At 73.4% G+C, this 14,231-nt stretch carries 12 protein-coding genes; 9 read left to right on the top strand and 3 right to left on the bottom strand.

The genetic code is table 11. The features are described from left to right. Window positions 1-320: 320 nt before the first annotated feature. From ACZ5VD_RS16580 to ACZ5VD_RS16560, 5 genes are all read left to right on the top strand, one after another. Window positions 321-1,808, top strand: coding sequence for a cellulose binding domain-containing protein (locus ACZ5VD_RS16580; RefSeq protein ID WP_468548035.1), 1,488 nt, complete (start codon window positions 321-323; stop codon window positions 1,806-1,808). A 468-nt stretch (window positions 1,809-2,276) separates the two neighbouring features. Further along, window positions 2,277-3,413 (top strand): ribosome small subunit-dependent GTPase A, encoded by a 1,137-nt coding sequence (gene rsgA / locus ACZ5VD_RS16575; RefSeq protein ID WP_468682553.1) that lies wholly within the window; start codon window positions 2,277-2,279, stop codon window positions 3,411-3,413. Between the two features lie 132 nt (window positions 3,414-3,545). Beyond that, entirely contained in the window at window positions 3,546-4,979 is a 1,434-nt protein-coding gene (locus tag ACZ5VD_RS16570; RefSeq protein WP_468682552.1) for a DNA-3-methyladenine glycosylase 2 family protein, read from the top strand. Continuing rightward, window positions 4,979-5,476 carry a methylated-DNA--[protein]-cysteine S-methyltransferase gene (locus ACZ5VD_RS16565; RefSeq protein WP_468548032.1) on the top strand — a complete coding sequence of 166 codons (498 nt, stop codon included), beginning with the start codon at window positions 4,979-4,981 and terminating at the stop codon, window positions 5,474-5,476. The genes ACZ5VD_RS16570 and ACZ5VD_RS16565 overlap by 1 nt, the downstream gene beginning before the upstream one ends. 65 nt (window positions 5,477-5,541) lie before the next feature. Further along, a complete protein-coding gene (locus ACZ5VD_RS16560; protein WP_468682551.1) occupies window positions 5,542-6,057 on the top strand; it encodes a GNAT family N-acetyltransferase in 516 nt (171 codons plus the stop codon). Here ACZ5VD_RS16560 and ACZ5VD_RS16555 read toward each other — a convergent pair. After that, the gene (locus ACZ5VD_RS16555) at window positions 6,054-6,443 is read right to left on the bottom strand and encodes a PPOX class F420-dependent oxidoreductase (RefSeq protein ID WP_468548030.1); all 390 of its coding nucleotides are present in this window, start codon (window positions 6,441-6,443) and stop codon (window positions 6,054-6,056) included. The two genes, ACZ5VD_RS16560 and ACZ5VD_RS16555, sit on opposite strands and share 4 nt — an antisense overlap. A 142-nt stretch (window positions 6,444-6,585) precedes the next feature. Beyond that, window positions 6,586-7,068 (bottom strand): DUF456 domain-containing protein, encoded by a 483-nt coding sequence (locus ACZ5VD_RS16550; protein ID WP_468548029.1) that lies wholly within the window; start codon window positions 7,066-7,068, stop codon window positions 6,586-6,588. Window positions 7,069-7,406: 338 nt separating this feature from the next. Between ACZ5VD_RS16550 and ACZ5VD_RS16545 the strand changes: the two genes are divergently transcribed. Further along, window positions 7,407-9,128 carry a protein phosphatase 2C domain-containing protein gene (locus ACZ5VD_RS16545; protein ID WP_468682550.1) on the top strand — a complete coding sequence of 574 codons (1,722 nt, stop codon included), beginning with the start codon at window positions 7,407-7,409 and terminating at the stop codon, window positions 9,126-9,128. Between the two features lie 66 nt (window positions 9,129-9,194). Further along, window positions 9,195-10,937, top strand: coding sequence for a pyruvate dehydrogenase (locus tag ACZ5VD_RS16540; RefSeq protein ID WP_468682549.1), 1,743 nt, complete (start codon window positions 9,195-9,197; stop codon window positions 10,935-10,937). A 29-nt stretch (window positions 10,938-10,966) separates the two neighbouring features. Here ACZ5VD_RS16540 and ACZ5VD_RS16535 read toward each other — a convergent pair whose 3' ends face one another. Further along, window positions 10,967-12,409, bottom strand: a complete 1,443-nt coding sequence (locus tag ACZ5VD_RS16535; protein WP_468548026.1) for a helix-turn-helix domain-containing protein — start codon at window positions 12,407-12,409, stop codon at window positions 10,967-10,969. 177 nt (window positions 12,410-12,586) lie between these two features. Here ACZ5VD_RS16535 and ACZ5VD_RS16530 point away from each other — a divergent pair, with 177 nt between their 5' ends. Both ACZ5VD_RS16530 and ACZ5VD_RS16525 read left to right on the top strand, forming a co-directional pair. Then, the gene (locus ACZ5VD_RS16530; protein ID WP_468548025.1) at window positions 12,587-13,222 is read left to right on the top strand and encodes a hypothetical protein; all 636 of its coding nucleotides are present in this window, start codon (window positions 12,587-12,589) and stop codon (window positions 13,220-13,222) included. A gap of 123 nt (window positions 13,223-13,345) precedes the next feature. Continuing rightward, entirely contained in the window at window positions 13,346-13,813 is a 468-nt protein-coding gene (locus ACZ5VD_RS16525; protein WP_468548024.1) for a hypothetical protein, read from the top strand. Window positions 13,814-14,231: the final 418 nt, after the last annotated feature.

The following is a 14,231-nucleotide window of genomic DNA, read 5'->3' as shown; positions in this document are numbered from 1 at the left end:
GACCGTCGCCCGCGACACCTTCTCGACGAGGTGCGCGGGCGTCGGCGTGTCGGCCCGTACCCTCGGGCAGGGCGGGCGAGGCACGGAATCCGTGCGAGGTGGGCGTGGGATCGATACGATCCGGCCTTCTGTCCGTATTACATCGGGAGCGACGGGGTGCGGGGGGAGAGCTCTGGCCCCGCGATGCCCGGTAACCGGATTTGAATAGCCCGCTTGTCAGTTGTGTGGGAGACGTGAAAAGCTCGTGGCCTGCCGCGAGGTTCCCCCCAACTTCTTTGCCAGTATGGCGAGTTGACCTCGCTTGTATACGCAGGAGACCCATGCCCGACCTGCCGACTCCCCAGGACGCCGCCGAGGCCGCGCTGTTCTCAGAATGCTGGGATGCCGTGCTCTCCTACGCCGACCTGTGCACGTCCGGCTCCACCGCGGCCACCCAACTGGCCACTGAGGCATTCTCCCTCGGCATGCGCGAGGCCCGCGACGCCGAGTACGCCCCCGCCCGCGCCGCGGGCCGCCGCCCCGCCCGGCTGCCCCGGATCCCGTTGCTGCTGACCGCCGTACGCAACACGGCGTCGGTCTGGGAGACGCAGGACCAGGGCCACAAGCTCGACCCCGAACTGCGCCTGTGGCTCAACTCCGAGAAGGCCGCCCGCTACACCGGCCCCCCGCTGCAGCGCCCGCTCGCGCTGCGCGGTCTGCGCGACCTCCAGGAACCGGACGCGGCGCTGCTGTGGCTGGCCGAGGTGGAGGCGCTGCCGCTGTCCGTGGTGGCCCGCAGGCTCGGACTCGACCCGGCCGTCGTGGGCGAGGAACTCACCCAGGTACGGGGCCTGTTCCGGGACCGCTGCCACCGCAACCATCTCGACACACCGATGGACGCGCAGTGCCGCAGCTACGCCCGGCTCCTCGACGCGGTCACCCGCTCACCCGCCGCCGACACCCCGAACGACCTGTCCCGGCACCTGGCCCGCTGCGTCGAGTGCGCGGAGGCCGCCGCATGCCTGCGGCTGCACGGGGGCGGGCTGCCCGCGGCGCTGGCCGGCGGCGTGATCGGCTGGGGCGGCCTCGCCTACCTGGAGCGCCGCCGCCGGGCGGCCGAGGTCCGTCTCGGTGCCGGACGCCCGGGACGCCCGGAACTCGACGGCCCGCCGAACCCGGGTGCCCACAAGGCGCGCGTCGTGCGCAACGGCCTGCTCGTCGCGGCCGTCCTGGTGTCCCTGCTCGCCCTGGCCGTCTCGATGATGCCGGGTGCAGGCGCCGACAACGGGGCCGCGTCGCCCGGCGACACGAGCGACCGGCAGCCGGTGGCCGACCCGCGCTCGTCCCTCCCGTCCACCCTCGCCCCGGCCGCCTCCTCCCCGCAGCCGACGCCGTCCGGCTCGCCGAGCACCTCCCGGGCGTCCGCCGGCACGAACCCCGGCACCACACCCCAGGGCACGGCCTCCACCACCGCACCCGGCGGCGCCGAACCGGACCCCGACAAGAGCGAACCCGCCTCCTGCGAGGTCGACTACGCCCTGGTCAGCGAGTGGCCCGACGGCTTCCAGGCCACCATCACCGTCACCACCGACGAGGCCCTCGACTCCTGGCGCGTCGGCTGGTCCTTCAAGGACGGCCAGAAGGTCGGCCAGATGTGGGACGCGAGCTTCACCCAGAACGACTCCCGCATCACCGCCACCGCCGCCGACTACAACAAGAAGGTCCCCGCGGACGGCACCCTCTCCTTCGGCTTCCTCGCCTCCTGGCAGGGGAAGAACTCACCGGCGTACGACTTCACGCTGAACGGCCGGAGCTGCACGAAGGACTGACCCGTCCGGCGGCCCGCCCGCCCCGAACTGCCCGTCGCCGCCCGACACGGCGCCGGGCAGTGGTGGTTCCTGCCGGTGCCCACCAGCCACGTCCCGCCACCTCGGGGCGCAGGCACGTCCACGCGTTCCCCGTCGTGGAACGCCCCCCTCGGCGGACGTGCTCGTCCCCTGCCGGTCACGTCGGCATCGGTGCGATCGGGCGGCGGGCGAGAAGAAGACGCGGTGGAGAGAAACCCGTGGCGCTGCGCGCGTGTCCGTCGCTATGGTGTCTGCGAGTCGTGCGGTGGCCGGTGGCCACTGCTGTCGAGCGAGCGAGAAACGGGAGGTGTGACCAATGGCTGTCTCTGTGACGGGCGCTGCCCGCAACCAGAACATCATCCACTCCACCTCCGCGGTCTCCGGCTGACCACTCCGTCCTTCGCGCGCCAGTGAGCGCGCCGCCGGGGCCGCCCTTGTGAAGGGTCACCCTTGACTTCCAGCGCAGCTTCCTCGGCTTCTGCTGCTTCTTCCGTCTCCACCGTCTCCACCGTCTTCTCCGCGCTCGCCCCCTACGGCTGGGACAGCGCATGGGCCGACGAGTTCGCCCCCCACGAGCCCGAGGGGCTCCTGCCCGGCCGTGTGGTCCGGGTCGACCGTGGGCAGTGCGACGTCGTCACCGCGGACGGGCTCGTCCGGGCGGACACCGCGTTCGTCACCCCGCACGACCCGATGCGGGTCGTGTGCACCGGCGACTGGGTCGCCGTCGAACCCGCGGGTAACCCGCGCTACGTACGGTCGTATCTGCCGCGCCGTACCGCCTTCGTGCGCTCCACCTCGTCCAAGCGGTCCGAGGGGCAGATCCTCGCGGCCAACGTCGACCACGCGATCGTCGCCGTGTCGCTGGCCGTCGAACTCGACCTCGGCCGCATCGAGCGGTTCCTCGCCCTGGCCTGGGAGTCCGGCGCGCAGCCCGTGGTCGTGCTGACCAAGGCGGACCTCGTGCCGGACCCCGTGACGCTCGGGCATCTCGTCCAGGACGTCGGGACGACCGCGCCGGGTGTTCCGGTGCTGCCGGTCAGCGCGGTGGACGGGGACGGGCTCGACGTCCTCGTTGCCCTCGTCTCCGGTGGCACGTCCGTGCTGCTCGGGCAGTCCGGCGCGGGCAAGTCCACGCTCGCGAACGCGCTGCTCGGCGAGGACGTCATGGACGTACAGGCCATCCGCGACGCGGACGGCAAGGGACGGCACACCACTACCACCCGCAACCTGCTCGCCCTGCCCGGCGGCGGTGTCCTCATCGACACTCCGGGCCTGAGGGGGGTCGGCCTGTGGGACGCCGAGACCGGCGTCGGACAGGTCTTCTCCGAGATCGAGGAGCTGGCCGCGCGCTGCCGGTTCCACGACTGCGCGCACGAGAGCGAACCCGGCTGCGCGGTCCTGGTCGCCCTCGACGAGGGTGTCCTGCCCGAGCGGCGGCTGGAGAGCTACCGCAAGCTCCTGCGGGAGAACCAGCGGATCGTCGCCAAGACCGACGCCCGGCTCCGCGCCGAGATCCGGCGGGACTGGAAGCGGAAGGGGGCGGAGGGCAAGGCGGCGATGGAGGCGAAGCGCGGCCGGTGGGCGTAGCGGCGCCGGTGCAGGTCGCGGTGCCGGGAGGGCGTGGCGGTGCGGAGAGGGGCGGTACTCGGCGCGCCCGCCGTCTCCGCGTCCGATTTCCGCCAGCCGCGGCCCTCGGCCAGGGCCACACTGGACGGTGTGATGGACGAGGACAGCAGGTATGAAGCGGTGCGCAGCCGGGACGGGCGGTTCGACGGCGAGTTCTTCTTCGCCGTCGAGACGACCGGCATCTACTGCCGGCCGAGCTGCCCGGCGGTGACGCCGAAACGGCACAACGTCCGCTTCTTCGCGACGGCCGCCGCCGCGCAGGGCTCGGGGTTCCGGGCCTGCCGGCGGTGCCGTCCGGACGCCGTGCCCGGCTCCGCCGAGTGGAACGTACGGGCCGACGCGGTGGGCCGGGCGATGCGGCTGATCGGCGACGGTGTCGTCGACCGGGAGGGCGTCGCCGGGCTCGCCGCGCGGCTCGGTTACAGCGCCCGGCAGGTCCAGCGCCAGCTCACCACCGAGCTCGGCGCCGGGCCCGTCGCCCTCGCCCGCGCCCAGCGGGCGCACACCGCGCGCGTCCTGCTGCAGACCACGGACCTGCCGGTCACCCAGATCGCGTTCGCGTCCGGCTTCGCCAGCGTGCGGCAGTTCAACGAGACCATGCGGGACGTGTACGCCTCGACGCCCAGCGCACTGCGGTCCGCCGCCCCGCGCGGCGGCCACGGCCACGGCCGCGCCTCCCGCCGTACGACCGCCCCCGCCGCCTCGGCCGCCGGCATCCCGCTGCGTCTCGCGCACCGGGGCCCGTACCTGTCCTCCGCCGTCTTCGACCTGCTGGCCGCCGAGGCCGTGGCCGGCGTGGAGGAGATCGGCGGGCCGCGCGGGCGCCGCACCTACCGCCGCACCCTGCGCCTGCCGCACGGCACCGGAATCGTCGCCGTCGACGAGCGGCCGGGCGCACCCGGGACCGCGTCCGGCGCCCACCCCGGCGGCTGGCTCGACGCCCGGCTCCACCTCACCGATCCCCGCGACCTGACCACCGCCGTCGGGCGACTGCGCCGGCTCTTCGACCTCGACGCCGACCCCTACGCCGTGGACGAACGGCTCGGCGCCGACCCGCGGCTCGCCCCACTGGTCGCCGCCCGGCCGGGCCTGCGGTCCCCCGGCGCCGCCGACCCCGAGGAACTCGCGGTGCGGGCCCTGGTGGGGCGGGCCGAGGCGGAACGGCTCGTCCAGCGGTACGGCAAGCCACCGGACGCCCCCAGCGGGAGCCTCACCCACCTCTTCCCGGAACCGGCCGTCCTCGCCGGAGCCGAGCCCGCCGGCCCCCTCGGAGCGCTCACCGCCGCCCTCGCCGACGGTGTCCTGAGGCTGGACCCGGGCGCCGACCGCGACGACGCCGAAGCGGCGCTGCTCGCCCTGCCCGGCCTGGACGCCCGTACCGCCGCCACCATCCGCACCCGCGCCCTGGGCGACCCCGATGTCGCCCCACCCCCCGGACCGGGCCTCCCGCACATCCCCGACACCTGGCGCCCCTGGCGCTCATACGCCCTGCGACACCTGCGCACAGCAGGGGAGTTGGAGTACTGATGACCCTCACCGACACGCACTACGCCACCGTGGACAGCCCGCTCGGGCCACTTCTCCTCACCGCCGACCCGACCGGCGTGCTCACCTCCCTCTCCGTGCCCGGCCAGAAGAACGGCCTTACCGTCCAGGAGGGGTGGCGCCACGACCCCGGACTCCTCCGTACCGCCGAGGAACAGCTCACCGCCTACTTCGCCGGTGAACTCAAGGAGTTCCGGCTGGAGTTGCGCAGTGACGGCAGTGCCTTCCGGGAGAAGGTCTGGGCCGCCCTCGACACCGTCCCGTACGGCGCCACCACGACGTACGGCGAGATCGCCGCCCGCATCGGCGCCTCCCGCGCCGCCGTCCGGGCCGTCGGCGGCGCGATCGGCGCCAACCCGCTGCTGATCCTGCGGCCCTGCCACCGGGTGATCGGCGCCGACGGCTCCCTCACCGGATACGCCGGCGGCCTCGACCGGAAGGTGAGCCTGCTCGCCCTGGAGCGCGAGCCCAAGGGCTGACCCGCTCCCGCCGACCACACCGCCAAGACCCGCACACCACCCAGGAAACGGATCAGCACCCCGCCATGAACCAGCGCACCGACTGGATCACCCGCCCCGAGACCGCCGCCGACCTCGCCGCCGTCCGGGAGATCGACCTGGCCGCCTTCGAGACCCCACTGGAGGCCGACCTCGTCGAGGCCCTGCGGACCGACGCCTCCTGGATCGACGGCCTGTCCCTGGTCGCCGCCGACCGGGACGGCAGGGTCGTCGGCCACGCGCTGCTGACCCGCTGCCACATCGACGACACCCCGGCCCTGTGCCTGGCCCCGGTCGCCGTCCTCCCCGCGTACCAGAAGACCGGCGCCGGATCCGCGGTCGTCCGCGCCGCGCTCAAGGCGGCCGAGGACAGGGGCGAGCACTTCGTCACCGTCCTCGGTCACCCGGCCTACTACCCGCGCTTCGGCTTCACCCGCGCCTCCGCCCACGGCATCGGCCTCACCATCGACGTCCCGGACGAGGCCATGATGGCCCTCGCCCTCGACGCGGGCCGTCCGCTGCCCGGCGGGACCGTCCGCTACGCGGCCCCCTTCGGCATCTAGGCCAGGTCCTCGGCCTCTCGGGGTTCCAGGCCCCAGCTGTGGATCCGCCGCGGATGGATCCGGATGACCTCCTCGCTGAAGTGCGGGCCCAGGTCGTGCGGGCCGGTCAGGAGTTCCGCCTCGCCCCGGATGTCGATGCCGCGCACCTGCCACGGCCGCACGCTGACGATGTCGTCGACGACCAGGGCGACCTTCGGGTTCTTCCGGAGGTTGCGCCACTTCTTGGTGGCGCCCATCGCGTACCCGCCGACCAGGATCGTGCCGTCGGGCCGGGGGTGGAAGCCGACGGGGTTCGCCTGGGGCTGGCCGTGCTCGTCGACGGTGGCCAGCCTCCCCAGGCGCTGGGAGCTGAGGTACGTGCGCTCGGCCTCACTGAATTCGGTCATGGCAGCCACCCAAACACCCCGGCCCCGCCCGGCGCATCGGATCCTGGGCCTACTTCCCCGGTCCTACAGCGGCCGGTACGGCCACCACCGTCGGCACGGCCACCGCGGTCACCGATGGGGCGGGCGGCCGTCGGGCGGGCGGTCATCCCCAGAACACGGCCCCCAGCCACGCCCCCATGATCAGCAGGCAGGTGAACAGCTCGGCCAGCACGCTGGAGCCGCCCGAGCGCATCGCCGTCCGCAGGGCCGCCCTGGCCTCGCCGTGGCGGCCGAGCCGGAGGCGTTCGCCCAGGTAGATGCCGCCCATGAAGCCGGGGATCGCGCCCAGCACGGGCAGCAGGAAGAAACCGAGGAACGCTCCCACCCCGGCGTACATCCCCATGCGCGGGGTGGCGCCGCTCGCCCGCAGCCGACGCGGCGGCAGCGCCCAGCGCACCACCTGGGAGAGGAACAGCGCGACGGTGGAGCCCACCAGGACGGCCCAGGCCAGTGGCTGGGGATCCTTCAGTGCCCACCACAGGACCGCCGCCCACACCAGCCACGACCCCGGCACACCGGGAACCAGCACTCCGCCCACACCGAGCAGAATGACCAGACCGACGAGCAGGAGATCCACCGCTCCCATCTGTCCAGAGTGCCGGAGCCTCGGCGAACGCGCAGGTCAGCGCGGCTGACCAGGGACGTTCACGTCGAGCCGGGCCGGGACGGGCGCAGGCGCGGGGAGACCGCGGCACGGGACGAGGCACAGCGGAGCGACAGGGAGGCAGGTCACACTCGGGGCATCCGGGCCCGGGTCGGCCGGGAGTCGCCGGGCGGTTCTCCCGTGGGGGGTGGTGCCGCCCGGCGACGTGTGTCGTACGAACATTCGACATGTCACTCGACGTGCCGTTCGATGTGTCCCGTGTCGCCGGATTTTCCCGATGCCCCGTTTCCATCCGGCCCAGGCGGTGGACAATCAGGGGCATGAGTCAGCAGGGGGGAAAGTCCAGCGGTCACGAGGACGACTGGTGGGGGCAGCTGTACGACGACACCACCCCGGACACGGGCCCCACGGCCACGCCGGACACCCTCGACGACCGGTTCGCCTCGGTGGCCGGGACGGTGGACGGGCAGGGCGGGTCCGAGGGCGACGGCGAGGCCGAGAGCGCTCCTTCCGCACCGCTCGCCGGTTCCGCCGCCCTCCCGGAGGCCGGGGTTCCGGCGCCGCGAGCCGGTCGCGTCGGGGCGGTGGACGTCCCGCGGCGCGCGGAGTCCGGCGGGCAGCGCGTTCCTTGGGAACCACCGCCCGACCCGCCCGCGGGACCGGCGACCTACCCGTCCGGCCCGAAACCGACCGACCTCACCGAGCCGGCAGCCTTCACCGAGCCGACGCCCCCGTGGGACAGCCTGGCCCCCGCACCGCCGCCCCGTGACGTCGCGCCCGGTGGCCGCACCTCCACGGACGCCCCCGCCGCACGGATGCCCCCGGACGCCCCGCCGCCCCCCTCGTCCGCGCCCCCGCCGCCCCCGCCGCCCTTCGGACCACCGGCCCCCACGATCCCGCCCACCACCCGCACCGAAACGGCGGACACCGCAGACACCGCAGGTGCCACCGGTGCCGCAGACGCCACAGGTGCCGCGGACACCGATACCGTCGCGCCGGAGCGGGACGGACCGCAGGGCGCGCCCGCCGACGCTCCCCGCACCCCCACCCGCGTCGACATCCCCGCCCCCCTGCCCCGGCCCGTCGCCGTCGTCGGGTCCGGGCCCCCCACCTACGAGGCCGAACCCACGGCGTTGCCCCCGGCCGACCCGGACGACCTCGACGACCTGGTCGCGGACACCGTGCTGGAAGGGGCCCGGTACGGGGCGTGCACCCTGCGGGCGGCCTCGGTGCGCGGTGACTCCGCGCGGTTCCGGGGCGAGCCGCGCCGGGACGCGCTGCTCACCGCCCGCTTCGGCGCGGGCGAACACGCGCTCGTGCTCGTCGCGATGGCGACCGGCGCGCGGGCCACCCCGGGCGCCCACCGTGCCGCCGCCGAGGCCTGCCACTGGATCGGGCGGGCCGTGGGCCGCAGCCACGCCCGGCTCGCCGAGGACATCAGGGCGGGCCGGCGCGGCGACCTGAAGTCGGGTCTGCACCGCCTCACCGACCGCAGCCTCGGCAAACTCCGGGCCAGCGCGGCGGAGCAGGGCGTCGACCCGGAGGAGTACGCGGCCGGGCTGCGCTGTCTGCTGCTGCCCGCCGACCCCGCGTGCCGGACCCGTGTCTTCTTCGGCGTCGGCCCCGGCGGACTGTTCCGGCTGCGCGACGGCGAGTGGCAGGACATCGAGCCGCGGGTCTTCGACGTCCCCGGCGCACCGGTCGTCGGCTTCGGCGCGCTGCCCTCCGAGACCCCGGACGGCGACCGGCTCACCATGGACCTCGGCATCCCGACGCCCCCGAGCCCGTACGAACCCGCCCCCGAGCCGCCCCGCGAACCCTTCCGCTTCCGCGCCTCCGTAGCCCGGCCGGGTGACACGCTCCTGATGTGCAGCGGCGGTCTCGCCGAGCCGCTGCGCGGGGAAAGCGGACTCAGCGCGTACCTGACCGAGCGGTGGTCGGCCCCCGCCGCCCCCGGCCTCGCCGCCTTCCTCGCCGACGCCCAGACCAGGGTCAAGGGGTACGCGGACGACCGTACGGCCGCCGCTGTGTGGGAGGCGTGACGGCCCGCGCTGTGAATTCATGGAACCCACAGGGATCTCCGGAGACCGAAGGGGCATGAGAGCACCATGGCCAAGCAGAACGTCGCGGAGCAGTTCGTCGACATCCTCGTCCGCGCCGGGGTGAAACGCCTGTACGGCGTGGTCGGAGACAGCCTCAACCCGGTCGTGGACGCGGTCCGCCGCACCCCCGCCATCGACTGGGTGCATGTCCGGCACGAGGAGACGGCCGCCTTCGCGGCCGGGGCGGAGGCGCAGATCACCGGGAAGCTGGCCGCCTGCGCCGGCTCCTGCGGGCCCGGCAACCTGCACCTCATCAACGGCCTGTACGACGCGCACCGCTCCATGGCCCCCGTTCTCGCGCTCGCCTCGCAGATCCCCTCCAGCGAGATCGGCCTCGGCTACTTCCAGGAGACCCACCCCGACCGGCTGTTCGCCGAGTGCAGTCACTACAGCGAGATGATCTCCAGCCCCAAGCAGATGCCGAGGCTGCTGCACACCGCCATCCAGAACGCCGTGGGACGCCGCGGTGTCAGTGTCGTCACGCTCCCCGGCGACATCGCCGACGAACCCGCCCCGGACAAGGCCGTCGAGACCGCCCTCGTCACCTCCCGGCCCACCGTCCGCCCCGGCGACGCCGAGCTCGACCGGTTCGTCGAGATGATCGACCAGGCGGACCGGATCACCCTGTTCTGCGGCAGCGGCACGGCGGGCGCGCACGCCGAGGTCATGGAGTTCGCGGAGAAGCTCAAGTCCCCGGTGGGGCATGCCCTGCGGGGCAAGGAGTGGATCCAGTACGACAACCCCTACGACGTCGGCATGAGCGGCCTCCTCGGCTACGGCGCCGCCTACGAGGCCACCCACGAGTGCGATCTGCTGATCCTGCTCGGCACCGACTTCCCGTACAACGCGTTCCTTCCCGACGACGTCAAGATCGCCCAGGTCGACGTCCGCCCCGAGCACCTGGGCCGCCGCTCCAGGCTCGATCTCGCCGTGTGGGGCGATGTGAAGGAGACCCTGCGCTGCCTCACACCCCGGGTGCGGGAGAAGACCGACCGGCGCTTCCTCGACCGGATGCTGAAGAAGCACGCCGACGCCCTGGAAGGCGTGGTCAAGGCGTACACCCGCAAGGTCGAGAAGCACGTCCCGATCCACCCCGAGTACGTGGCCTCCGTCCTGGACGAACTCGCCGACGAGGACGCCGTGTTCACCGTCGACACCGGCATGTGCAACGTCTGGGCCGCGCGGTACATCACGCCCAACGGCCGCCGCCGGGTGATCGGTTCCTTCTCCCACGGCTCGATGGCGAACGCGCTGCCGATGGCGATCGGCGCCCAGTTCACCGACCGGGAGCGACAGGTCGTCTCCATGTCGGGCGACGGCGGCTTCTCCATGCTGATGGGCGACTTCCTCACCCTCGTGCAGTACGACCTGCCGGTGAAGGTCGTCCTCTTCAACAACTCCTCCCTCGGCATGGTCGAGTTGGAGATGCTGGTCGCTGGACTCCCCTCCTACGGCACCACCAACAAGAACCCCGACTTCGCCGCCGTGGCCCGCGCCTGTGGCGCCCACGGAGTGCGCGTCGAGAAGCCCAAACAGCTCGCCGGGGCGTTGAAGGAGGCCTTCAAGCACAAGGGTCCCGCCCTCGTCGACATCGTCACCGACCCCAACGCCCTGTCCATTCCGCCGAAGATCAGCGCCGAGATGGTGACCGGCTTCGCGCTGTCCGCCTCGAAGATCGTGCTGGACGGGGGAGTGGGGCGCATGCTCCAGATGGCCCGCTCCAACCTCCGCAACGTGCCGCGCCCTTAGGGCCGGTCCGGCCGGTCAGGTCCCCGGCCCTAGTCCGTCCGCTCCACCCACCGGCGCTCGGAGCCCTCCGTGGCGTACCAGTAGCGCGGCAGGCCCTTGATGGAGGTCGTGCGGAACGGGCGGCCGTGGTCGTCGATGCGGACCGTGCCGGTGCGGCCCTGGGAGGACCAGTCCAGCTCCAGGTACCAGCGGCAGTCGCAGCCGTCGGTCTTCGCCGTGACCAGCAGCACTTCGGGGTCCTCGGCCGAGACGCGGTACGGCAGCCGCATCGCGGGGATGGGCGTGCCCGTGTCGTTGCCCGCGACCGGGCGGGCGAGGGGGCGGTCGATGTCCAGGTCGACGTCGAAGTAGCGGGGGGTGACGGCTCCGCCGCAGCCCTGGTCCATGGAGAAGGCGTTGCCGGGGGCGGGGTCGGCGCGTCCGACGACCCGGACCCGCAGCGCCTCCAGGACGACGGCCGTTGAGGTCCGCCCCTGCACCGAGATCCGTACGTTCGTGTCCCCGCCGTGCACGGCGTTCTGGGACGCCGCCCAGATCGCCGCGTCCTGCGAGGACGGCGGCGGCGGGACCTGCGCGGGCTGCTTGTCGACGACGTAGTCGTGGCCGCAGCCGAGCGACCAGATCTGGGAGTCGGCCGTCCAGGTGAGCGGCACGTCGGGAGTGCCGCCGCCGTCCCGCTCATGGCTTCCCGAGGGTCTGCCGCTCCCCTGGGGGCCGTCGGAGGGCTTCTTCGACGCGGTGCCCTTGGCCGAGGGGGAGCCGGTGGTGGCGGAGGGGCTCGGCGAGGTGGCCGGGGGACTGCCGGGGGTGCCCGGTGCGGTCGTACGTGACGGGCCACGCGAGGACTCCGCGGAGTCGGCCGAACCCTTCTTTGAGGAGGGCAGGGCCGCGAGGCTGCCCACGGTCACGAGGAGCACCGCCACGACGGCCGCGGACACCAGGGTGCGTCGACTTCGGTACCAGCGGCCGGGCGGGGGAGCGGGGACGTTGCCCACGGGTGCGGTCTCCGCGGCGGCGCCCTCCACCGCGGGGCCGGTCTCCGTGGAAGCCGTCGCCGCGGAGCCGGTCTCCGGAGAGGGCGCCGCCGCGGGGTTCGCGTCCCCGGCCGCCTCTCCGGGGTCCGCGGGGTCCATGGGGTCCGTGTCCGCGGACACGGTCTCCGCCGCCCGCGGTCGCTGCCGTGCCGCCACCGCCAGCAGCCACGCGCGGTGCAGCTCCAGCCGCTCCTCCGCCGACGCCCCGCACAGCGCCGCGAACCGCTCCACGGGGGCGAAGTCCTGGGGGACCGCCTCGCCGGCGCAGTACCGGTGCAGCGTGGAGGTGTTCATGTTGAGGCGGCGGGCCAGCGAACCGTAACTGCGGTCCGTCCGTTCCTTCAGCCGCGTCAGCAGCGCAGCGAATTCCCCGACCTGGTCCTGTGGTGCCGACACCGTTCCCCCGTCCGGCCCGGATCCGTATCCCAGGCACTCCATATACCTGCACGTCAGATGGGCTGGGACGGTTCCACCGTGGTGGATCGGGCATCCCCTGTTGCGCCCGCCCGCTGTGACCGCTGATGCTCTTGGTGTCGCACCGACGAAGGCCGGACCGACCATCCGGCGTCGCGGCGGCACAACCCACACCCATGCACTCGTCCACGGGGGACACCCATGCCCAAGCACATCCGAGCAAACGCGCTCACCGTACTGGCTATCACGAGCGTCACGCTCGGCGCCGCACTCGCGGTTCAGGCCGAAGCCCAGCCGGCCCCGGTCGCCGTCACGAAGGCCGCCGCCGCGCCGAAATTCCTCGCGGCCTCCGAACTGCCGCCGCACCCCTCCTCCGCGTGGACCGCCGGCAAGGTCACCGACGGCGTTCCGGACGAGCTGCGGTTCTGCCTGAAGGACGCACTCCTCGCCTACGACTCCCGCTACCGCGACTTCCGCACCGACCTGGAGACGAGCGCCCGCCAGCTCACCGTGGTCGTCGGCAGCACCGCCAAGGCCAAGGCGCTCGCCACGCGCCTCAACAAGGAGATCCGCTCCTGCGCGGACCGCGCCGAGCAGGACCCGGAGATCGAGGCCACCTACAAGAGCTACGGCACCCTGCCGGTGGAGGAGGGCGCCAGCGTGCACGGGCTGCACACCAACACCTCGTGGGGGGCCACGGACATCAGCCTGTACTCCGTCGGGCGGGACGGCCGGACCGTCACCGTCGTGGAGTGGGGGCAGATGGGCGACTTCGACGACGCGCCCGTGAAGGCCTTCAAGAAGACGACCAGGACCGCGGTGAACAAGCTGTACTGACCGCGACCGCCGCGGAATCCGGGGCCGCCCTCCCGCACGGGGGTCGGGCGGGCGGCCCCCGCACCACTTGCCGAGACAGTCCGAAGAGCGACGCACGACGCACACGGAAAACGGGGAACGCACGTGAACAAGACCAACGCCGTACGGCGCCGAACCGCCCTGGCCACCGGCCTCGCCCTGGTCCTCGGCCTCGGCGTGACCGCCCAGGCGTCCGCCGGGGCACCGCGCAGCATCAGCGGCAAGCCGACTGACCCGATCACCCGTATCGCCGACTTCTACGGCGCCTACATCGACGCCAAGAGCGACCCCGACGGGGGCGGCAGGCTCTCCGACGAACTGCGCGGCTACTACCTGACGGCCGGCTTCGGCAAGGAGCTGAAGGCCTGGGAGGCGAAGAACCACGCGGACGGTGTCCTGCGCGCCCAGAACGTCCCGGTGAGCTGGAAGGTCACCGACAACGGCACCGCCGACCACACCGAGGCCGGCATCACGCTGACCTGGGGCGACGGCTCGACGACCAAGCTCGTCGTCGACATGAACCGCGGGCATCGCATCTTCCACATCGGCGACAAGGGCGTCGGCGGGAAGTGACGGCGCCGCACGCGGCCGTGGCCGCTGCGTGCGGATCCGCGACGGCCGCGGCCCGAAATCCAGGGGGGATTCGGGCCGCGGCCGTTCCGTGCGGCCGGTCACCCTGAGTCCTCGGGTGACCCACCAATGGTTTCCGGACAGTTTCGTCGGCGGGGAGAGGACGGCCGCACGGCCGGGGAGTCCGAAACCGGAGCCCGTCCCTCCCGCCGGGCTTTCGGCGTCCGGGAGCAGTCGAGGACCAACGGCCCCACCGCTTCGTCGAGTACGGCGAGATCGGCAGACGGGAGTGGGCAGATCGGCCCATGACCCGCGGTCAGGGCGTCGCCCGGGTGCGTAGGCCCGAAGACGTGCGGTACCGCGGGGCCGACGGACGCCGGTGCCGGAAGGTCCCCGGCAGCGGGCGGTCGGACGGGCGCAC

It is taken from the genome of Streptomyces sp. NPDC032822 (genome assembly GCF_055578825.1).
This window is presented reverse-complemented; position numbering and strand designations above follow the sequence as displayed.